The 20,648-nt window shown below is 70.0% G+C and carries 19 protein-coding genes and 1 pseudogene; 6 read left to right on the plus strand and 14 right to left on the minus strand.

Annotation, left to right across the window (positions count from 1 at the left end; genetic code table 11):
* Positions 1-2 precede the first annotated feature (2 nt).
* Positions 3-518: a DM13 domain-containing protein gene (locus tag QAD21_RS16625; RefSeq protein WP_068972060.1), complete on the minus strand. Its 516-nt coding sequence runs from the start codon at positions 516-518 to the stop codon at positions 3-5.
* Positions 519-696: 178 nt separating this feature from the next.
* Between QAD21_RS16625 and dapD the strand changes: the two genes are divergently transcribed.
* Both dapD and QAD21_RS16635 read left to right on the plus strand, forming a co-directional pair.
* Positions 697-1,662 (plus strand): 2,3,4,5-tetrahydropyridine-2,6-dicarboxylate N-succinyltransferase, encoded by a 966-nt coding sequence (dapD, locus tag QAD21_RS16630; protein ID WP_083229463.1) that lies wholly within the window; start codon positions 697-699, stop codon positions 1,660-1,662.
* A 48-nt stretch (positions 1,663-1,710) separates the two neighbouring features.
* A complete protein-coding gene (locus QAD21_RS16635) occupies positions 1,711-1,953 on the plus strand; it encodes a DUF3072 domain-containing protein (RefSeq protein ID WP_058252529.1) in 243 nt (80 codons plus the stop codon).
* 12 nt (positions 1,954-1,965) lie between these two features.
* Here the strand turns inward: QAD21_RS16635 and dapC are convergent, their stop codons facing one another.
* Together dapC and fdxA are read right to left on the minus strand one after the other, a co-directional pair.
* Complete coding sequence (dapC, locus tag QAD21_RS16640) at positions 1,966-3,108, minus strand: succinyldiaminopimelate transaminase (RefSeq protein WP_068972058.1); 1,143 nt, start codon at positions 3,106-3,108, stop codon at positions 1,966-1,968.
* 10 nt (positions 3,109-3,118) lie between these two features.
* Positions 3,119-3,448 (minus strand): ferredoxin, encoded by a 330-nt coding sequence (fdxA, locus tag QAD21_RS16645; protein ID WP_058252527.1) that lies wholly within the window; start codon positions 3,446-3,448, stop codon positions 3,119-3,121.
* Positions 3,449-3,889: 441 nt separating this feature from the next.
* On the opposite strand from fdxA, the gene QAD21_RS16650 reads away from it, so the two are divergent.
* Together QAD21_RS16650 and QAD21_RS16655 are read left to right on the plus strand one after the other, a co-directional pair.
* On the plus strand, positions 3,890-4,543 hold the full coding sequence (locus tag QAD21_RS16650; RefSeq protein WP_068972065.1) for a cysteine dioxygenase family protein: 654 nt from the start codon (positions 3,890-3,892) through the stop codon (positions 4,541-4,543).
* Complete coding sequence (locus tag QAD21_RS16655; RefSeq protein WP_068972057.1) at positions 4,540-4,914, plus strand: rhodanese-like domain-containing protein; 375 nt, start codon at positions 4,540-4,542, stop codon at positions 4,912-4,914. Before QAD21_RS16650 ends, QAD21_RS16655 begins: the two co-directional genes overlap by 4 nt.
* 246 nt (positions 4,915-5,160) lie before the next feature.
* Here QAD21_RS16655 and cofG read toward each other — a convergent pair.
* From cofG to typA, 7 genes and pseudogenes are all read right to left on the minus strand, one after another.
* A pseudogene (gene cofG, locus QAD21_RS16660) lies at positions 5,161-6,407 on the minus strand (7,8-didemethyl-8-hydroxy-5-deazariboflavin synthase CofG).
* Positions 6,404-7,906 (minus strand): NAD(P)/FAD-dependent oxidoreductase, encoded by a 1,503-nt coding sequence (locus tag QAD21_RS16665; protein ID WP_139115481.1) that lies wholly within the window; start codon positions 7,904-7,906, stop codon positions 6,404-6,406. The pseudogene cofG and the gene QAD21_RS16665 overlap by 4 nt, the downstream one beginning before the upstream one ends.
* Positions 7,907-7,959: 53 nt before the next feature.
* On the minus strand, positions 7,960-9,099 hold the full coding sequence (locus tag QAD21_RS16670) for an FO synthase (protein WP_068970766.1): 1,140 nt from the start codon (positions 9,097-9,099) through the stop codon (positions 7,960-7,962).
* 60 nt (positions 9,100-9,159) lie between these two features.
* Complete coding sequence (locus QAD21_RS16675; RefSeq protein ID WP_068970767.1) at positions 9,160-9,558, minus strand: facilitated glucose transporter; 399 nt, start codon at positions 9,556-9,558, stop codon at positions 9,160-9,162.
* 4 nt (positions 9,559-9,562) lie between these two features.
* Complete coding sequence (gene mshB, locus QAD21_RS16680; protein WP_068970768.1) at positions 9,563-10,453, minus strand: N-acetyl-1-D-myo-inositol-2-amino-2-deoxy-alpha-D-glucopyranoside deacetylase; 891 nt, start codon at positions 10,451-10,453, stop codon at positions 9,563-9,565.
* Positions 10,450-12,423: an ABC transporter family substrate-binding protein gene (locus QAD21_RS16685; protein ID WP_068970772.1), complete on the minus strand. Its 1,974-nt coding sequence runs from the start codon at positions 12,421-12,423 to the stop codon at positions 10,450-10,452. Before QAD21_RS16685 ends, mshB begins: the two co-directional genes overlap by 4 nt.
* 69 nt (positions 12,424-12,492) lie before the next feature.
* A complete protein-coding gene (gene typA, locus QAD21_RS16690) occupies positions 12,493-14,403 on the minus strand; it encodes a translational GTPase TypA (RefSeq protein WP_058252521.1) in 1,911 nt (636 codons plus the stop codon).
* A 209-nt stretch (positions 14,404-14,612) separates the two neighbouring features.
* On the opposite strand from typA, the gene QAD21_RS16695 reads away from it, so the two are divergent.
* On the plus strand, positions 14,613-14,789 hold the full coding sequence (locus tag QAD21_RS16695; RefSeq protein ID WP_091344396.1) for a hypothetical protein: 177 nt from the start codon (positions 14,613-14,615) through the stop codon (positions 14,787-14,789).
* Between the two features lie 7 nt (positions 14,790-14,796).
* Here the strand turns inward: QAD21_RS16695 and QAD21_RS16700 are convergent, their stop codons facing one another.
* The 4 genes from QAD21_RS16700 to QAD21_RS16715 form a co-directional block, all read right to left on the minus strand.
* Entirely contained in the window at positions 14,797-15,645 is an 849-nt protein-coding gene (locus QAD21_RS16700) for an EamA family transporter (protein ID WP_068970773.1), read from the minus strand.
* A 70-nt stretch (positions 15,646-15,715) separates the two neighbouring features.
* Positions 15,716-16,759, minus strand: a complete 1,044-nt coding sequence (locus tag QAD21_RS16705) for an ABC transporter ATP-binding protein (RefSeq protein ID WP_068970769.1) — start codon at positions 16,757-16,759, stop codon at positions 15,716-15,718.
* Positions 16,756-18,411, minus strand: a complete 1,656-nt coding sequence (locus QAD21_RS16710) for an ABC transporter permease subunit (protein ID WP_205334088.1) — start codon at positions 18,409-18,411, stop codon at positions 16,756-16,758. Before QAD21_RS16710 ends, QAD21_RS16705 begins: the two co-directional genes overlap by 4 nt.
* 7 nt (positions 18,412-18,418) lie before the next feature.
* Complete coding sequence (locus QAD21_RS16715; protein WP_280359871.1) at positions 18,419-19,486, minus strand: thiamine ABC transporter substrate-binding protein; 1,068 nt, start codon at positions 19,484-19,486, stop codon at positions 18,419-18,421.
* 299 nt (positions 19,487-19,785) lie between these two features.
* Between QAD21_RS16715 and QAD21_RS16720 the strand changes: the two genes are divergently transcribed.
* Positions 19,786-20,616, plus strand: coding sequence for a hypothetical protein (locus QAD21_RS16720; protein ID WP_058252518.1), 831 nt, complete (start codon positions 19,786-19,788; stop codon positions 20,614-20,616).
* Positions 20,617-20,648: the final 32 nt, after the last annotated feature.

Here is a 20,648-nt window from a genome sequence, read left to right on the forward strand (position 1 = left end):
CCTCACCGTAGTGAGCCCATCTCCGCGGCGCCGAAGGAGACGCTGAACTTCACGCACCAGAGGAACACCGACGGATAGTCGGCCAGCTCGACGTCGGCGGGGATCTCGTAGACCTGGTTGCCCTTGTTCCCCTTGATCATGCCGAGGTCGACGTGCGGGACGCCCGCGGCCGTACGCCACCCGGCGAACCCCTCGACCACGTCCCCTTGCGACAGCCACACGTGGACGTCGGGCCCGGTCGTCGTGTCCAGGTCCTCGATCGCCAGCACGCGTGAGCCGTCGGGCTGTTCGATGATCGAGACCGTTCCGGATGTCGAGTGCTCGTGGCTGATCAGGCTGCCGCGCGAGATGACCACCGGCCCGGCGGGCGGCGGCTGCCCCGGCGCCGACGTCGCGGGGGTGACCGCGACCGGGATCGCGTCGTCGACCTCGGTGTCGACGAAGATCAGCCACGGCTGGAAGACGACGGCACCGACCGCCAGCGCCGCTGCGAGCACGACGCCGAGCCCGCCCACCACCCACGGCCAGCGGCGTCGGCGGCGCCGGGGCGGTACAGGTGGCTGGGGATGACCGGTCATGCTGGCGACCCTACGAGCGGCGCACAGCACGTGACCAGGTCTTTGGGCCGAATGGATGACGCCGGGGCGCCGGTGGCGGGGCGGGGGCGCCGGTGGCGATCACCTAGACTCACCTGACGTGACATCTACTGGCGCACACGCAACTGGCATCGCGACCGTGATCGACGGGGGTTCGACTCCCGGCGTCGTCCTCGACGTCTGGTTCCCCGAACCCGAACTCGACGGGGTCGAGACCGCGGAGACCGTGATCCTCGACGCCGAGTCGACACCGGCCCACCTCCGTGATCTGGTGGGCGTCGACGAGGCCCGCGGGGTCAAGACCGTCGCGGTCCGCACCGGGATCGCCGACATCACCGCCGCCCCCATCGACGCCTACGACGTCTACCTCCGACTCCATCTGCTGTCGCATCGCCTCATCACCCCGCACGGCGCCAACCTCGAGGGCATCTTCGGGATGCTCACCAACGTGGTCTGGACCAATCACGGCCCGTGTGCGGTCGACAACTTCGAGTCGGTACGGGCGAAGCTGCGCGCCCGCGGACCGGTCACCGTCTACTCGATCGACAAGTTCCCGCGCATGGTCGACTACGTGGTGCCGGGCGGCGTACGGATCGGCGACGCCGACCGCATCCGCCTCGGTGCACACCTCGCGGCCGGCACCACCGTGATGCACGAGGGCTTCGTCAACTTCAACGCCGGCACCCTCGGGTCGTCGATGGTGGAGGGTCGCATCTCCGCGGGCGTCGTCGTCGGCGACGGCTCCGACATCGGCGGCGGCGCCTCGACGATGGGCACCCTGTCGGGCGGCGGCAAGGAGATCATCGCGCTGGGCAAGCGCTGCCTCCTCGGCGCGAACTCCGGCTGCGGCATCCCGCTGGGTGACGACTGCGTCATCGAGGCCGGCCTCTATGTCACCGCCGGCACCAAGGTCACCGGACCCGACGGCACGCAGATCAAGGCGCGCGACCTGTCCGGCCAGTCCAACCTGCTGTTCCGTCGCAACAGCCTGACCGGCGCGGTCGAGGTCGTGCCGTGGAAGGGCGACGGCATCGCCCTCAACGAGGCGCTGCACAAGAACGACTGACACCGGGGCTCACTGGCCGGATTCGTGATCCCGACGTATGGTGGGCCCATGAGCACATCGAACAATCGTTCGACGAACGATATCGACGACGTCCTCGGCGCGGGCGCCGGAAACTCCACCGAGAAGGACCCGGACGACTGGGTGACCGGCGACGAGCCGATGACCGGCGCGCAGCGGAGCTATCTCGACACCCTCGCACGGGAGGCCGGCGAGACCCTCTCGGCCGACCTCACGAAAGCCGAGGCGTCCGAGGAGATCGACCGCCTGCAACAGAAGAGCGGTCGCGGCTGAGCAGGGCCGGTGTCAGGCCGTCAGACGAGCGACGGCCGCACCGATCCGCTCATCGGTGGCGGTGAGCGCCATCCGAACGTGGCGCTCACCCGCCGGACCGTAGAAATCGCCTGGAGCACAGAGGATTCCGCGGTCGGCGAGCCAGGCGACGGTCTCCCGGCACGGTTCGTCCCGGGTGGCCCAGAGATACAGGCCCGCCTCGGAGTGGTCGACCCGGAAGCCCGCACCCTCGACAGCCGCTTTCAGCAGCCGACGACGCGCGGCATAACGCTCGCGCTGCTCATGGACGTGTGCATCGTCTGCCAGTGCGGCGGTCATCGCTCCCTGGACGGGGAACGGCACGATGAGTCCGGCGTGCTTGCGGACCGCGAGCAATTCGGCGATCAGTTCGGTGTCGCCGGCGAAGAATCCGGCGCGATACGACGCCAGGTTCGAGATCTTGGACAGTGAGTGGACCGCGAGCAGTCCGGTGTGGTCGCCGTCGCAGACCCTCGGGTCGAGGATCGACAGCGGCTCGCCCTCCCAACTCAGACCGAGATAACACTCGTCGGACACGACGACGGTCCCCCGCTCGCGTGCCCATCCGACGACCTTGCGGAGATGATCGAGGCCGAGGACCTTGCCGGTCGGATTCGACGGCGAGTTGATGAACATCAGCGCCGGGTTCATCGGTCCCAGCGCGACGGTCGAATCAGCCCGCACCGCCCGCGCACCGGCGAGCAGGGCGCTCACCTCATAGGTCGGGTAGGCGACCTCGGGGATGACCACGTCGTCGCCGGGTCCGAGCCCGAAGGTCGAGGCCAAGCCGGCGATCGCCTCCTTGGTACCGATGACCGGCAGGATTCCCGTCTCGTCGAGCGACGTGACCCCGTGGCGTCGGATCAGCGACTCCGCGGCCGCCTCCCGCAACTCGCGGGTCCCGATCGTCGTCGGGTAGCCCGGGAACGCCGAGTTCTCGGCGAGTGCGTCGCGGATGAGTGCGGGCACCGGGTCGACGGGCGTCCCGACCGACAGGTCGACGATGCCGTCGGCGTGGGCCTGAGCCGTCGCCTTCGCATCGGCGATCGTGTCCCACGGGAAGTCGGGCAGACGCCCGCTGACGCGGGTCGAGGAGACGCGCAGGGGCGCAGCCGTACGGGAGACAGGACTGCTCATGCGGAGGCGGTCAGTCCTCTTCGTTCATCGGCGGGAGGCCCTTGATGAACGCCGGATCGGCCTCGGTCTTGCCGACCTTGCTGGCGCCGCCCGGGGAGCCGAGGTCGTCGAAGAAGTCGGCGTTCGCGCTGACGTAGGGCTCCCATTCGTCGGGAACATCATCCTCGTAGAAGATCGCCTCGACCGGGCACACCGGCTCACACGCACCACAGTCGACGCACTCATCCGGCTGGATGTAGAGCATGCGTCCACCCTCGTAGATGCAGTCGACGGGGCACTCCTCCACGCAAGCCTTGTCCAACACGTCGACGCAAGGCTCCGCGATGATGTAGGTCACCACTCACTCCTTCGCTAGGGAAGATCCGGGTCGGCGCGACGAGAAACGCAGTTCGGCGTCGAACGGCACTCCGGCGTCGGCGCCGGTGCGGCCCGAGGGCTGGTCGAACCGCACCCCACAGTATCCGCCCCGGGAGACGCTGCGACGAAATCGACCCCCGTCCAGAGGCGCCCGAATCCGGGTTTGAGTAACGAGGATCACATCGCCGACCGCGAGACGCCGCTCCGGGTTTCGTTCAGCGTGCCGCCAAACCTCGACGCCGCGACGATCCGCGTGCAGAGTCGGGCGCATGATCGTCGTCGACGAATCCGTCCTCACCGGACACCGACCCACGGGCGCGTGTGCCCGGGTGCCGCACCGACCCACCGCGCGGTCGATGTCGATGTGCTGTTGCTGAACCGATCGGCCTCACCACATCCTCTTCGACTCTCGCAAGGATTCGCCATGACCTCCACCCTCGCCCGCACCGAACGGGCGCCTCAGTCCGCCATATCGTCTCTTTCCTCCGCTCGGAATCGTGCTCGGACGTCTTCGCCGCTGCGCGAGCGTCCGGGTACCGCCGCCCCGCGCGCCCTTGGTCACCTGCCGACGCGGCTCCGGCCCGCCGACCTGCTCCGCATCACCGACCAGGGCGTCGCAGACGTCCTCGACGGTCGCCACGACGACCTGCTCCCGGAGGTCTGGGACGAACGGCATCGCTGGTCGACGCGCCTGCACGCCGACGACGACGTCGACGTGTGGCTGATCAGCTGGACGCCGGGCGAGGCCACCGAACTGCACGACCACGCCGGTTCGCTCGGAGCCCTGACGGTGTTGTCGGGCAGCTTGCGCGAGTACCACTGGACGGGAGACGATCTGGCGGTGCGCATCCTCGACGCCGGCGACCAGGCCGCCTTCCCTCTCGGGTGGGTGCACGACGTCGTGCGGAACCCGGTCGTCGCCGCACCGGAGATCGGTGCGGAGACCAGCCCGCTGGTGACCCCGACGCTCAGCGTGCACGCCTACTCACCGCCGCTGACCGCGATGTCCTACTACGACATCTCCGAGGGCGGCCACCTGCGCCGCAACCGGACCGTCCTCACCGACCAGCCCGAATGAGCACTCCCCGCACCATCGACGACGTACTCGCCGACGCAAGGTCGCGGATCGCGCGGGTCGAGGCTGCGGACGTCCCCGCCGAGCTGGCCGACGGGGCGGTTCTGGTCGACATCCGTCCCGCGGCGCAGCGCGCGGAGGAGGGCGAGGCCCCCGGAGCCCTCGTCATCGAACGGAATGTCCTCGAATGGCGATGCGACCCGGCGAGCGACGCCCGCATCGACCAGGCCGTCGACCATGACGTCCGCTGGATCATCCTGTGCTCCCAGGGTTATACGTCGAGCCTCGCCGCCGCGGCGCTGCAGGATCTCGGATTACATCGCGCCACCGACGTCGTCGGCGGATACGAAGCGCTCGCACCCGTTCTCGGCTGACCCTTCGATCGCACGTCGGTGTCTGCGGCCTGGCGGCCGTCGTGGACTACGAAAGAACTCGCCGTGCTCGGCGCGAGCCCAATCACTGCTCCTTGAGGAGGCCGGAGCTTGCGGAGGCCGTCACGAAGGGTCCTGGTGAGTCGGGTTGCGAAGACCCTTCGTGACGCGCCCTCCGCAAGCTCCGGGCGCTCCTCAGGGAGCAGGGGGCGGGACTCCGCACGCAACCTCGAGGGCGCAGAGTGATTCTCAAGCGACGGCGGGCCACGGACGCGGGGCCGGGCGGGTGTCGACGGCGAGGCCGGTCACCGGGTCGGCGAGCGCGGCGACGTGCTGGGTCAGTGCCGGGTCGATCCAGTCGGCACCGTTCAGCACATACGGCGGCTGCGCGGTGATGCGTTCGGTGAGAACGAAATCCGACTCCGCGGTGCGGGCGGCCAGGGCGTCGAGGTGAGGCCACGGGCGTTCCGGGTTGACGTGATCGGGAGTCAGCGGCGACACCCCACCCCAGTCGTCGACGCCGGAGGCGATCAGCGCGGCACATTCGGCGGGCGACACCAGGTTCGGGGGCGCCTGGATCCGCATGTGTGGGCCGAGGACGACCCGGGCGACCGCGACGGCGGCGAGGAACTCGGTCATCTCCGCGTCGGGGGTGGAGCGCATCGCGGTGTCCGGCTTCGCCCGGAAGTTCTGCACGATCACCTCCTGGATGTGCCCGCCTCGGGCGTGCACATCCGCGAGAGCCAGCAGCGATTCGGCCCGCTCGGTGAGTGATTCGCCGATCCCGACCAGAATCCCGGTGGTGAACGGGACACGAGCGGTGCCCGCGTCACGCAGCACCTGCATGCGGACCAGCGGGTCCTTGTCGGGACTTCCGTAGTGTGCCTGGCCTTTCTCGGTGAACAGGCGACGCGACGTCGTCTCCAGCATCATGCCCATCGACGGTGCGACCGGGCGCAGACGGAGCAGTTCCTCGAGGCTCATCACCCCGGGGTTGAGGTGCGGCAGCAGACCTGTCTCCGACAACACGGCGACCGCGGCGGCACGAACGTAGTCCAGCGTCGAGGAGTAACCCCGTTCGGCCAGCCATTCGCCGGCCTGCGGCCACCTGTCCTCGGGGCGGTCACCCAGCGTGAAAAGCGCCTCCTTGCAGCCGAGTTCGGCACCGCGGCGCGCGAGGTCGACGACCTCGTCGAGTTCCAGATAGAGCCCCTCCCCGCGCGGGCGAGTTTTCCGGGGACCGTGACGAAGGTGCAGTAGTGGCACCGGTCGCGGCACAGGCGCGTCAGCGGGATGAACACCTTGCGGGAGTAGGTGATCTGCCGGGACCGGCCGACCGCGGCCAGCCCCTCGTCTCGGAGCGCCCCGGCGATCGATTGCAGTTCGACCAGGTCGTCTCCTGCGCAGGACAGGAGCGTCACGGCCTCGTCGAGACCGATCGGCGCCCGGTCGCGCGCGGCGTCCAGGGCCGCGCGGACGGTCAACTTCTCGGTCATTCCTCACCCTCCTCAGGTGTTCCGGTGCCGGCGTCGGGACGGGGTTCGTACGGTTCGGGGTCGAAGGTGCCGTTGCGTTCGCGGAACGACGCCGCGGTGCCCGGCCACAACAGGGTCAGGCGACCGCTGTCGGGGTCGACATACCAACTCTCACAACCGGTCAGCCACACCGTCGACTCGCTGCGAGCGTCGATCTCCCGCGTGTATTCGTCTTCGGCGGCAGGCGAGACCGCCAGCGTCGTGATCCCGTTGCCGGCCATGTACTCCAGCGCGCCCAGGACGTAGTCGAGTTGCGTCTCGATCATGTAGATCGCCGAGTTGTGGCCGAGCGCCGCGTTGGGCCCGTCGAGGACGAACATGTTCGGGAATCCGCTGACCACGGTCGAGGCATAGGACGTCATGCCCGCCGACCAGTGGTCGGACAGCCGCCGACCGGCACGACCGGTGATGCGCGATGCGGCGGGCGGGCGTGCGGATTCGAAACCGGTTGCCATCACCAGGACGTCGAGATCGTAGGTGTGACCACTGTGCGCGGTGGCCTTGGTCTCGGCGACCGACGTCAGAGCACTCGACTCGAACACCACGTTGGAGCGTTGTAGCGCCGGATAGAAGTCGTCGCTGAGCAGGATTCTCTTGCAACCGATCTCGTAGTCGGGGGTCAGCTGTTCACGGAGGTCGGCATCGGCCACCTGCCCGTGGAGGTGATCCCGTGCACGGGAACGGATCTCGTCGATGTCCGGATGCAACCCGAGCCGCTGCCGAAACGCCCCGTCGGCTTCGGTGAGCAGTCGGTCGCGCACCTCCGCCGCGACGACGGGGTCGAGCATGGCGGCCCGCTCGTCGTCGGTGTAGAGCCGGTCCGCGCGCGGCACGACATACGGTGGCGTGCGGCAGAACACGACGAGATCGTCCGCGGCGTCGGCGAGATGCGGGATGAGCTGCACCGCCGACGCACCGGTTCCGACGATCCCGACCCGCGCAGCCGCAACGTTGACGTCGTCGTGCCAGGCGGCCGTGTGGACGACCTGTCCCGGGAAGGTGTCGAGTCCGTCGATGTCGGGGATGCGCGCCTCCGACAACCGTCCGACCGCAAGCACCAGCGAGCGAGCGCGGAAGGTGACGGCCCGGCCGTCCGGCGCCGCCGCCGTGATCACCCAGTGCGCCCCCTGCTCGTCCCAGACCGCTTCGCGGAGTTCGCGATTGAGCTCGATGCGGTCGGCGAGTCGTTCGTCGACGACGATCTGTTCGAGATAGCTGCGGATCTCGGCGCCACGAGGGAACCGCGCCGACCAGTCGGCCGGCGGCCGGAACGAGAACGAGTACAGATGGGCGGGGATGTCGCAGGCGATGCCGGGATAGGTGTTGTCGCGCCACGTGCCCCCCACGCCGTCGGCGCGTTCGAGCACGACGAAGGACTCCCGCCCGCGGCGCGCGAGCTGCGTCGCCATCCCGAGCCCGGCGAAGCCCGCGCCGATGATGGCGACATCCACGTCGTCCATCGTCAGCGCGCGCTGCTGCGCTCCGGCCGCCCGCCCGGAAGACATGCTCCGGCTCACGCGGACACCTGTGGCAGCGGGAGTTGCCGGTCGGGCTCCGGCACCCCGTAGCGGGTGGTGCGCTGGCGCGGCCTCCGTCCGGCTCGCGCCGCGATGTCGACGACAGCCGCGGCGTCGAGGACACGACCTGACTCCGGTCCCGCGCCCGGCATCAGGGTGCCGTCGAGCAACAGCCCACCCAGATCATCTGCCCCGCCGCGCAACACCAGATCGACGGTGGCCGCGGGCAGTTTGGTCCACGCCACCTGCAGATGGTCGAGGAGGCCTGCGGTCATGAGGCGGGCGACGGCGTGCAACGCGCGGGTCTCCCGCTCCGACGCGGTCCGCGAGGCGGTGTCCGCCAGGTGGGGCGGCACGTTCTCGGGAAGCAGCGGCATCAGGATCAGTTCGCTGAAACCGCCCGTGCGACGCTGGATCTCGAGTAGCAGTCGAAGATGGGCGATCTGGTGTGCGGGCGTCTCGACGTGCCCGTAGAGCATCGTCGCGGTGGAGAAGAGACCCACGCGGTGGGCGGTCTCGATGACGTCGACCCAGCTGCCGACCGGCGGCGCCGTGCCGGTGGGTGAGAGTGTCGCGCGAACGGTGTCGTCGAGGATCTGGGCGGCGGTCCCCGGCACCGACCCCAGGCCCGCCGACCGCAGCCGCTCGAGGTGTTCGACGATCGTGATCCCGGCACGCTCGGCGCCGTCGACGATCTCCGGGGCCCGATAGGCGTGCAGGTGGAGCCCGTCGGCGGCACCCGTGATGTCCTCCACGAGCCGGACGTATCCGTCGGCCGGCAGTTCGGCGGGCAGGGGTCCCTGCATGCAGATCTCGGTCGCGCCGAGTGCGACCGCCTCGGCGACCAGTTCGTCGAGACCCGGGTCGTCGGGTCCGAGCCGGCTGACGACCCCGGTGTCGAAGTTGCGGTTGACCACGAAGGTCAACACCTCCGGGTCGGTCACCTGCCGACGGACGGTGTCGGCCAGATCGCACAATTCGTCGAGCTGCGCACCCGAGGCACCCAGGAGTGCGACCCAGCCGTCATCGTCGAGGGCGTCGGCCCCGAGAGTCGGGTCGTCACGGACACGGCTCAGTGCGGCCGTGACGCGCTCGATCGGGGCCATGATGTCTTCGGCCCACGCGCGCAGAAGCATGTCTCTCACTCTAACGCCGCCCGTCGCGGCACAACGCGGAGCGCCCCTGCGGAGCGGTGGTCAGTCGGGTTCGGGCAGCCGCCCCGTCCAGCCCAGCGCGGCGCACGGCCCGACACCGAGGACGACGAGCAACAAGGTCTGTACGAGGTAACCACTGCTGATCGAGAGCACGACGTCCCCGCCCGGGCCGGGGAGCCCACCGGCGATCACGACGACGAGCCCCCACGCGGCGAGGGGCCCGTACCGCCACGGGGTCGCGGTGAGGCCGGCCGCGAGCCAGAGCAGGACCGCATTGACCACGCCGGCGACGAGTGCCGCGACGGGCAGGGCGACGCCGCCGAAGCGCTGATAGGTGAACGCAACACTCAGGAGCCCGATCGCGAACCCGTCGACGACGAGGAACCCCAGGAGCAGTCGGTCGAGGACGGAACCCGATACGGGCCGAACAAAGCGGGCCATCGAGTCAGTCGATCCCGGCGAACAGGTCCGACTCGCGCGTGTCCGTGGCACCGAGGGACTCGTGACGCTCTGGTTCGGTGAGGATGAAATGCTCGGCGCGGGCGATCGGCTGCAGGATGTTGTTCGACAGCGCGTATTCGGTTCCGGACGCCGCAACGGTCACCTGTGTGGCGTGGGCGGCCAGGGCGGCCACCTTTTGTGGGAGGTACGCGCTGATGTCGATCTCGGTGGTGATGTCGGCGTCGGGATAGCTCGGCAGCTCACCGTCGCGGGGCATCCGCCAGCCGTCGGGTACCGCGGCCACGCCGGCGAGCCCGGAGTCCAGTGCGCTGCGTTCGGTCACCGATTCGTAGATCTTGGTCGGGCCCGGACCGGCTTCCCGGGCGCGGGCGACCGCGGCCGTCGTGACCTCGTGCACCAGTTTGTGGTCGGGATGGCCGTACGTACCAGAGGCGTCGTAGCTGACGACCACCTGGGGTGCGAAGTCGGTGAGCACGTCGACCAACGCTCCGACGGGCTCGTCGAACGGTGCCCGCACGAGTGCGCGCGGGTGGTTCGCGGACGGCGCGCCGGCCATCCCGGAGTCCCGCCATCGGCCCGCACCGCCGAGGAATCGCGGCCGCAACGCGGGTCGGCCGGCGGGACTGAGCTCGGCCAGTGCCCGCGTGAGTTCGAGGACCCGGAAACCGCCGAGCTGGTCGGCGCCGCCGTCGGCGACCAGCTGCGCCCACTCGTCGCCGATCACCTCGCCCTCCTCCCCGAGCGTGAAGGTCAGCACCCGCACGTCGACGCCCTCGGCGAGATACCGGGCGATGGTGCCGCCGGTCATGATCGTCTCGTCGTCGGGATGAGCGTGGACGAGCAGCAGCCGGCGATCCGCCGGAACACCGGTCACGTCAGCTCCCAATCGACCGCGGTCCCGAAGATCGAGACCTGGATGGGTCCGGTGAGCGGGACGTCGCGCACCGCGGACGTAGTTCCCACGACCATCGAGTCCTGGTACAGCGGCCGGTAGATCGCCTGCGCGGCGAGGAGCGGCTCGGCCTCGTTCAGCGTCGGGATCGGGTCGTCCTCGGAGAGTGCGGTGCGCGCGAGCTCGATGAGCCGCGGGTCACACAACCCGGACACGTTGCTGGCATAGCTGTCCCCGGGATCGCCACCGCTCGGCGCGATGCTGGTGGGCGTCGGCGGCGTCGCGGGCGACGGTTCGGTACCGGGCTTGGGCTGGTTGCAGTCGACCTGAGACGCGAGCGACGACGCCGGCGGCACGCCGAGCCCCGACCACCCGACGACCAGGTCGACGCGCTGGTTGGTGAGCGCCGACCCGTACAGCTCGCTGTTGGGCAGCGTCACGACCTGAGCGCGCACCCCTGCACCTCGGAGCTGGTCGACGATGCTCGACGCGGCCGACGTGGTCCGCGGATCGCCGGCGACCGCACCGACACGGACGATGAGGTCCTGCCCGTCGCGCTGGAACGGCAGGATTCCCTCGGGCAGTTCCGGTACCTCGACCAGACCCTCGATCGGGGTCTCGCTCATCCCGGGCGTCGCCGAGCCGCCGGCGGACGGCGCCTCGGACGCGGGCGTGGACCCGGACGGGGACGACGGCGACACCGAGGAGGGCTCCGACGACGACGCCGACGGCACCGGGGATGCCGAGCCGACGGGCTCGGGCGCGGCGCGGCGGTAACCGGCGGCGCCGAGCAGGGCGTCGACCTCGGCCGGTCCGAGGCGCGGGCGGTCGACCGGCGAATAGCCCGGATCCGACGGCGCGAAGACGGTGTTCGCGAACGGTTCGACGACCCAGTCGCCGGCACCGGCGAAGGTGGTCAGTCGCGGATCGACCAACCCGAGGATCGCGCGCCGGACCTCCACCGAGCTCATCGCGTCGGTGCGGGCGTTCACGCTGACACCGAGTGACCGCGACGTCAGGCTGCGGGCGGTCTCGAGACCGGGCAGCGCGGTCAGTTCCGCGTCGGTGGCCGGCGAGGCGCCGAGGGCCACGATGGCCGAGTCGCCGGATCGTACGGAGTCGAGCATCTGGGCCGACGTGCCGGCGCGGCGGAGGACGATCTGATCCAACCGGGGCGGGGTGACCCAGTACCGGTCGTTGCGGGCGAGGCGGACCTCGTCGCGGGTCTTGTCGATCCCCACGATCGCGTAGGGCCCGGCCGAGACCGGCTTGCCGGTGTCCATCCCGGTCTGGAAGCCCGCCGGCGCACCCTTGAGCACGTGACTGGGCAGCAATCCGGTGAACAGCTCTCGCCACGCGGGGTACGGCGACTCGAACCGCACCTCGACGACCTTGCCGCCCTCCCGGGACTGCACCGAGTCGATGAGCCGGTAGCCGGCCGGTGCCACGACGTTGGGCTGCCGGGACATCTGTTGCCACAGGAAGTTGAAGTCGTCGCCCGTCACCGGCAGGCCGTCGGACCACTGGGCGTCGGTGTGGATGCGGTAGGTCACGGTGAACGGCGCCCGCGACGTCACCTCCGCGGAGGTGACGAACGAGCGCTGCAGTTCCCACACCGTCCCGCCCGGGGTCTGGACCGGCGCGAACGCGCTGGGCAGCGTCATCGCCGCGACCGCCGTCGTCACCGGGTTCTGATCGGCGGCGATGTGCGGGTTGAAGCCCGATCCGACCGAGTCGGTGGCGATGTAGATCGTCTTCTCCACCGGGTACTCGGTCGGGGTCGGCGGTGGCCCGGTGTCGCGGACCGGGGGCGGCGGATCCGACATGCAGGCGGTGAGCACCACGAGCAGGGCGACGCTGCACGAGAGGATGCCGAGCAACCGCCCACGGACCCGGTTCGCGGCCTCGCGGCCCGGTCGTGGTCTCGCGCGATTCACCTCGGATACCCCCATGACGAAGAAGCTTCTCGGTCCGTCGGACGCGCCCGCCACCGTGATGCGGCGCCGGAGCGCCATCGACACTCAGCTGACGGCGGCATCCCGGGACTTGGCCCGCGAGCGCTCACGGGCGCGCGTCGTCGAGTCGAGGTGCACCTTACGCACTCGCACGACCTCCGGGGTGACCTCGACACACTCGTCCGCGGCGCAGAATTCCATGGCGCCCTCGAGGTCGAGTTGCATCGGCTTGGCGAGCGTCTCCATCACGTCGGCCGAGGACTGACGCATGTTGGTCAGCTTCTTCTCGCGGGTGACGTTGATGTCGAGATCCTCCTGGCGCGGGTTGATCCCCACGACGTGGCCCTCGTACGAGTCGTCGCCCGGGTTGACGAAGAACGTGCCGCGGTCGGCGAGCTGGATCATCGCGAACGGGGTGACCGTTCCCGACCGGTCGCTGACGAGCGAACCCGTGTGGCGGGCCCGGATCTCGCCCGCCCAGGCGTCGTAACCCTGGAACACCGCGTTGGCGATGCCGGTGCCGCGGGTCTCGGTGAGGAAGTCGGTACGGAACCCGATGAGGCCGCGCGAGGGCACGATGAACTCCATCCGGACCCAGCCGGTGCCGTGGTTGTTCATCTGCTCCATGCGGCCCTTGCGGGCGGCGAGCAACTGGGTGACCGCGCCGAGGTACTCCTCGGGCACGTCGACGGTCAGATGCTCGAACGGCTCCTGGACCTTGCCGTCCACCTTGCGGGTGACGACCTGCGGCTTGCCGACGGTCAGCTCGAAGCCCTCACGACGCATCTGCTCGACGAGGATGGCCAGGGCGAGCTCGCCGCGTCCCTGCACCTCCCAGGCGTCGGGCCGGCCGATGTCGAGCACGCGCAGCGACACGTTGCCGATCAGCTCGGTGTCCAGACGCTGCTTGACCATGCGGGCGGTCAGTTTGTGGCCCGAGACCCGGCCCGCCAGCGGCGACGAGTTGGTGCCGATGGTGACCGAGATCGCCGGCTCGTCGACGGTGATGCGCGGCAGCGGCTGCGGGTTCTCCAGGTCGGCGAGGGTGTCGCCGATCATGATCTCCGGCATACCGGCGACGGCCACGATGTCACCGGCCGATGCGGACTCGGCGGGCGCCCGGTCGACGCCGACGGTGGCGAGGAGCTCGGTGATCTTGGCGCGCTCGACGACGGCCTCACCGTCGACCTCGCGGCACCAGGACACCTGCTGACCCTTGCGGAGGGTCCCGTTGTGGATGCGGACGAGCGCCAGACGGCCGAGGAAGGCCGAGGCGTCGAGGTTGGTGACGTGTGCCTGCAGCGGGGCGTCCGGGTCACCCTTGGGCGCCGGGACGTGTTCGAGCAGGACGTCGAAGAAGGAGTCGAGGTTCTCCCCCGCCGGGATCTCGCCGTCGGCCGGCTGCTCGGTGCTGCAGACACCGGCGCGGCCCGAGGCGTAGAGCACCGGGAGCTCGAGGACGAGCTCGGCGGCCTTCGCGGCCTCCTCGTCCAGGTCGGAGGCGAGGTCGAGGAGCAGATCCTGCGTCTCGTCCACGACCTCCTGGATGCGGGCATCCGGACGATCGGTCTTGTTGACCACGACGATCACCGGCAGCTCGGCGGCCAGCGCCTTGCGGAGCACGAAGCGCGTCTGCGGCAGCGGGCCCTCGGAGGCGTCGACGAGCAGGACCACACCGTCGACCATCGACAGGCCGCGCTCGACCTCACCGCCGAAGTCGGCGTGGCCGGGGGTGTCGATGACGTTGATGACGACCTCGGTGCCGTCCGGCTGGCGCCGGTGGACCGCGGTGTTCTTGGCGAGGATGGTGATGCCCTTCTCACGTTCGAGGTCACCGGAGTCCATCACCCGGTCGACGACCTCGGCGCGCTCGCCGAAGACGCCGGACTGGCGCAGCATGGCGTCGACGAGTGTGGTCTTTCCGTGGTCGACGTGCGCGACGATCGCGACGTTGCGGAAGGTGGGGACAGCGCTCACTGGCTCTCTTTCGTGTGGTTGGGGACCGGCAGCGGCGGCCGGCGTCCGGGTCACTGCCGAACGTGGGGAACGTTCGCAGCCGAACGGCTCTGACCGGCGCGGGGAGCAGATCACCTAGGGATTCAACGTCACAGACTATCGGCTCGGGCGGTGAGACCGCGATCACAGCACCCACAAGAGTCGTAGTTAGGGTCTGCTAACCTCGCCGTATGGGCAAGGTCGACCCGACCAAGGTGGGCTCTCTGAAGCCCAAGAAGAAGTGTTGCAAGAGTTCGACGCGCTGTGTTCGCTGCCCGGTGGTCATCCACCGTATGCGCAAGCTCGACACCTCCGACATGTCGAAGAAAGAGCTGCACAAAGCACTGAAGAAGGCGCGCGCCGCCTGATTCCCGGTCACCCCGGCGGCATCTCCGCCGCACGATCGTCGGACCGGTTGTCGTCGTCGACCGATCGCACGGCGACGGCCACCGCGACGAGCGCGATCCCGACCGCTTCCAGGGGCCGCGGCACCTGCGCCAGCGCGAGCAACCCGATCGCCGACGCCGTCACCGGCAACAGCGCGAGCAGGATCGCGAACTTCGCCTGGCCGACCCGCCGCAGCACGATCTGGTCGAGTGCGTACGGCACCGCGGTCGAGGCGATGCCGAGTAGCAACCCCTGGGCCAGGACCACCGGCAACGCGGCCCCCGCGCGTACCGCGTCGGCCACCCACCACGCGAGCGGCGCGGTGAGCAACGCGGCCACCGCGAAACCGGTCGCCAGGTCCTCGACGCCCGTGCCTCGCGCCGCGACCCGTTTGCCCAGGACGATGTACCCCGCCCAGCAGGCGGCCGCGGTCAGCGCCAGGACGACGCCGATCGCCGTTCCCGACCATCGGACGTCCGCGATCAGGACCACGCCGACCGCCGCCAGGACGAGTGCGGCGACGTCGCGACGCGTCGCAGAACCCAACGCGGCCACCACGATCGGGCCCAGGAACTCCAGGGCGACGGTCGTGCCCAGGGGCAGGTGCGCGAGCGCCTCGTAGAAGGCGATGTTCATCCCGGCGGTGATCAGCCCGAAGCATCCGGCGAGGCGCAATCGCTCCCAGCGCCAGGCGCCGCGGGGTGGACGCACCCACAGGAGCAACACCAGCGCGGCCCCGGCGATCCGCAACCACGCGACGGCGGCCGGGGAGATGACGTCGAACAGGCCGACGGCGACGGCCGCGCCGAGATACATCGATGTCGCTCCGACGACCATCAGTCCCGGCGGGACCAGCACGTCTCGTCGTGTCACCGGCACGACGACCTCCTCGCCGGCCCACGCGGCGTCACGACCCGATCACCGCGACCCGTTCCGGCACCAGACGCATCCGCACCCGGTCGCCGATCGCGACGAAGGCATCGGTGACCGCATCGATCTCGCCGACCGGGGTGTCGATGCGCACGCGCGGGCCGGCCGGGAGTTCGGCGACGAGCACGACGGTCGCCGTCGTTCCCGGCCTCTCCGGCGCATCGGACGGCGTGGGTCCGATCGCCACCGACTCGGGCCGCAGGCCGAGCCGGCACGGACCGTCGGGACGATCCAGCGGCATCTCACCGAGGACGGTCTGCGCGACGCCCGACCGGACCTGGGCATCGACGACGGTCGTGGCGCCGAGGAAACGCGCGGTCCACTCGTCGACCGGGTGTCGCCACAGCGCCGCCGGAACGTCGGTCTGGATCATCACCCCGTCCCGCATGACCGCGATCTCGTCGGCCATGGTGGCCGCCTCGGCGTGGTCGTGGGTCACCACCATCGTCGGCACGCCGGCCGCTCGGACGATCTCCGAGATCTCCACGGCCAATTCGTCTCTCAACCGCCGGTCGAGCGCGGCGAGCGGCTCGTCGAGCAACAGCAGACGCGGACGCGGGGCCATGGCACGCGCGAGCGCGACCCGTTGGGCCTGGCCGCCCGACAGGGTCTCGACGAGACGCTTGTCGTAACCGGTGAGTCCGACGACGTCGAGCATCTCGGCGACGCGATCGGCGATGGCGCGGCGCGACCAGCGCCGCACCTTCAGCCCGTACGCGACGTTCGACGCGACACTGCGCCCGCCGAACAATTGCCCGTCCTGGAAGACGACCCCGAAGTCCCGCCGATGGACCTCGACGCCGGCGAGGTCGCCTCCGCCGAACCGCACCGTTCCACCGACCGGCGACTCGAGTCCGGCGATCGTCCGGATCAGGGTCGACTTGCCGCACCCCGACGGGCCCAGGATCGCGGTCACCAGCGACCCCTCTCCCCCGAGCCGCCACGACAGACCGTCGATGACGGTCTCGCCGCCGTACGCGACCGTGAGGTCGGAGATCTCCAATGAACTCTGCGTGGTCACAGCAGCGGCACCTCCGAGCGGGGCCGGAACGCCTCGACCACGACGACTGCGACGACCGTCGCGATGACGAGGACCACCGAGGCGGCCATGGCGGTGGCCAGGTTCTCGGCCCCCGGGCGGTTCAGAGCGGACCCGATGAGTACCGGAAGAGTGGTCGTGTCCGCGCGGGCGAGGAAGCTCGTCGCGCCGAACTCGCCCAGGGCCATGACGAAGGCGAACCCACCGGCAGCCCCCATCGACCTTCCGACGATCGGCAGGTCGACGGTCGCGAACACGCGAAACGGCGTGGCTCCCAACGTCGCCGCGGCATGCCGCAACCGGACCGGCACCGACTCGAGTGCGGGCATCATGATGCGGATGACCACCGGAATCGCGATGAGGGCCTGGACCAGTGGGATGACCGCGGGCGATGCGGCGATCTCGTACGGCAACGACGCCAGCACGATGAGGTAGCCGAATCCGAGTGTGACAGCACTGATCCCGAGTGGGATGAGCGAGACGGCCGAGCCGATCGCCCCGACGACTCCGTGCGCGCGATGCAGCGCGACGGCGGCGAGCGTACCGACCACCAGGGCGATGGCGGTCGCCGCAGTGGCGGTCACCAGCGAATAGCGCAGGCTCTCCAGGGGTGTCACCCCATTGACGGGTTCGGCCAGTGCGCGGTAGCCGGCGAGGGTCCAGTCGCCGTGGGCGACCGGTCGGACCGACCGCACCATCAGCACCAGGACCGGTCCGACGAGGAGGACTGCTGTCCACGCCCCCACCACCCAGACCGCCGGCCGCGTCCAGCGGCCGCCGGCGACCCTGCGGTTCCGTTCGGCCCGCCGGGCGCCGCCACCCGATCCGCGGCTCGCCGGATCGGCGAACACCCGCGTCAGCAGCAGCGCCGCCATGACCACCACGATCTGCAGCATCGACAGCGCGACCGCCTCGGGAATCCGGAAGTATCCGATGGCCTGCGTGTAGATCTCGGTCTCCAGGGTCCGCAGCTCCCCGGCGCCGAGAATGATCACGACGCCGAAACTGGTGGAACAAAACAGGAAGATCAGCGCGGCCGCCGACGCCGTGGCGGGCACCAGGCGCGGCACGACCACGGTCATGGTCGCCCGAATCCGGCCCGCCCCGAGCGACCGTGCCGCCTCGAGCAGCCGCGGGTCGAGGTTGCGCCAGGCCGCCCCGACGACGCGGACGACGACGGCGATGTTGATGAACATGTGTGCCGCGAGCACGGCCGGCAGCCCGGATTCGATGTGCAGGAACGCCAATGGGCCGGACAGCAGAGAACGGAAGGCGACACCGACGACGACCGTCGGCAGCACGAATGGCACGGTCACCACGACGGCGAGCACGACCGCGGTGGTCCCGCGGACCCGGGCGAACAACCACGCGATGGGTGCGGCGGCGACGAGCGCCAGGACCGTCGAGGCGGCCGCCTGGCCCAGGGTGACGCCCAGAAGCCCCAGGGCGTCGGTGCGGTCGAGCAGTTCGAACAGGCCCACCCCGGAGTCACGGGCGATCGTGACGGCGCGCCGGACGAGCGCGATCACCGGCCAGGCGAACAGCACCACGACGAACAGCGCCGGGACCACCCACAGCGCAACCGGTCCGGCGGCCCGGGCCACCCGGGTCACCACTGTCCCGGCCGGGGTCACCGAGTCGTCACCGGCCGACCGCGGCACGCCACTGATCGAGCCACATCTCGCGGTTCTCCGCGATCGTGGCGGGCGGCAACGACGACATCCAGGCGGGCACCTCCGCGCGCGCCGGCCATCCCGCGGGCAGCGGGGTGTCGCGCTGCACCGGGTAGACATACATCGAGTTCGGGAGTTCTTTCTGCACAGTGGGACTCAGCATGAAATCGACGAGCCTGCGGGCGCCGGTCGAGTTCCGGGTGCCCTTCAGGATGCCGATGTACTCCACCTGCGGGAAGCAGCTGTCGAGCAGCGCGCTCGTCCCGGGCGTCGCCGCCGGCGACGAGGCGTAGGACAGCACGATGGGTTTGTCGCCACGGCCCTCTCCGGCGGTGAAGAGCTGGTTGTAGGCGACCTCCCAGCCCGAGACGATGGTCGCGCCGCCGCCGACGACCTGCTTCCAGTAGTCCTGCCAGCCGTTTCCGAGCGCACCGACGGTGGTGAGCAGGAACGCCGTGCCCGGCGAGGAGGTCGCCGGGTCGGTCACCGCGGTGAGCGAGGCGAATTCCGGGCGGGTCAGGTCGCGGAAGCTCGCCGGTGGGGTCAGAGACCTGGATTCGAACCAACCGTCGTCGATGTTGAGGCACACATCCCCGCGGTCGACGGCCGTGAGCTGCCCCTCCGCGCCGGGCACCGCGAAATCGGCGGCACCGTCGGCCGCGGCGGGTGACTCATAGGACTCCAGGGCGCCGGCGTCGATCGGACGCGAGGCGAAGGTGTTGTCGATGCCGAAGACCGCGTCTCCCTTGGGCGCACCCGGGGTCAGTGACACCGTCGACGCCAATTGCCCGGCGTCCCCGGACTTCACGATCTTCAGGGTCAGTCCGGTCTCCTGGCGGAACTCGTCGATCACCGACTCCGGCAGTTCGAAGGAATCGTGGGTGAGCAGCGTGACCTCGGCGCCCGACGACGAGTCGTCGGCGCACGCACTCGCCGACGTCGCGGCGAGAATGACGGCGGCCGCACCGACCACCAGTCGCGTCAGTCGCGACCTCCCGCGTGGGCGACCCGACGCGTCAGCGCGCAGCTCTGTCACTTCAGACTCCTGTTCGACCGTCCCCGATCCCCGATTCTCCTCATCCAACCAGGTTGCCGCCTGTCCGTTCGATTCAACCGCCCCGACGTCACTTCGATAACAATTGCATCAATTACCACAACAACCCCACCCGTAACAGACCGGCGGTCTGGACAGTGGAACCCGCGGGGGGCTTAGAATGACCCGCGACGACCCGGGTGAGAGGATGGACTGTCCGCTACCCGACACCCGGGCGGATGACACGACCCGCGAGGCGCTGATCGACTGATCGTCGGCGCCACGACCGTTAGGACACACCAGTGCGTTTCTCCCGGCCACTGAGGTTGCGATCCGGCCATGCCCCGCGTCGACTCCGGACCCGTCGACTCCTCGTCGCCGTGTCGGCGCTCGCGGCGGCGACCTCACTCGCGATGCCGATGGCCGCGCAGGCCGCCCCGGCCCCGAAGGTCGACCAGCGCGTGCTGGACTCGCTCGGCGCGTTCGCTCCCGCGATCATCGGCTCCGTGGCGACGCCCGGACCCGACGGCAAGGTCTCGGTCGACCTGCTCCGCCAGGCCCAGTCGTTCGCCGACACCCCCGGTATGCCGGCTGAGGTCAGCAAGATCTGGCGCTCGATCGCCGACTTCCTCGGCGAACCCGGCCGCAAGCAGGCCGCGCGTCAGCTCGCCGCCGAGCCCAAGCCCGGCGATCCCGAGATCCCGCAGGGCCCGAATGCCCCGAAGATCCAGGAATTCCTCTACCCGACCTTCGGCCTCGGCTGCATCCCCGGCGGCGGTTCGCTCGGTCGCGCCCTGGTCACCGCCGGACCGCAGGAGGCACCTGCCCCCGGCCCCAAGCGCGGCGAGAGCGGTTACGTCTACACCTCGCTCGGCACGGGTCCGGCGATCGACAACAAGGCCGCGCCGCTCACGGTCAGCTGGTTCAACGTCGACACCGGTCGCACGGGTACCACGACGCTCAAGCGCAACCCGAAGATCAACGTGAAGGAAGGCCCCGGCACTTTCACCGGTATCTCGCGAACCGGCAAGGGCCGCGTCATCTCGGCGATCCACGGCAACGTCACCACGAAGACGAAGGGCAAGGTCGTCTCCTGCACCATCGTCCCGGTGATCGGGCTCGCGATCATCTGATCTCTTTCTCCTCTCACGACGAGCACCCGGCT

The organism is Gordonia sp. SMJS1 (assembly GCF_029866425.1).
GTDB classification, from domain to species: Bacteria; Actinomycetota; Actinomycetes; order Mycobacteriales; family Mycobacteriaceae; genus Gordonia; species Gordonia hongkongensis.

Bases quoted from the DNA above. Each gene is read 5' to 3' on its own strand.
- QAD21_RS16675 (WP_068970767.1), bottom strand. From the start codon at position 9,558: ATGGCCCGCTTTGTTCGGCCCGTATCGGGTTCCGTCCTCGACCGACTG.
- QAD21_RS16700 (WP_068970773.1), bottom strand. From the start codon at position 15,645: ATGGTCGTCGGAGCGACATCGATGTATCTCGGCGCGGCCGTCGCCGTC.
- QAD21_RS16685 (WP_068970772.1), bottom strand. From the start codon at position 12,423: ATGGGGGTATCCGAGGTGAATCGCGCGAGACCACGACCGGGCCGCGAG.
- QAD21_RS16635 (WP_058252529.1), top strand. From the start codon at position 1,711: ATGAGCACATCGAACAATCGTTCGACGAACGATATCGACGACGTCCTC.
- QAD21_RS16670 (WP_068970766.1), bottom strand. From the start codon at position 9,099: ATGCTTCTGCGCGCGTGGGCCGAAGACATCATGGCCCCGATCGAGCGC.
- QAD21_RS16695 (WP_091344396.1), top strand. From the start codon at position 14,613: ATGGGCAAGGTCGACCCGACCAAGGTGGGCTCTCTGAAGCCCAAGAAG.
- QAD21_RS16650 (WP_068972065.1), top strand. From the start codon at position 3,890: ATGACCTCCACCCTCGCCCGCACCGAACGGGCGCCTCAGTCCGCCATA.
- QAD21_RS16655 (WP_068972057.1), top strand. From the start codon at position 4,540: ATGAGCACTCCCCGCACCATCGACGACGTACTCGCCGACGCAAGGTCG.
- QAD21_RS16665 (WP_139115481.1), bottom strand. From the start codon at position 7,906: ATGGACGACGTGGATGTCGCCATCATCGGCGCGGGCTTCGCCGGGCTC.
- dapC (WP_068972058.1), bottom strand. From the start codon at position 3,108: ATGAGCAGTCCTGTCTCCCGTACGGCTGCGCCCCTGCGCGTCTCCTCG.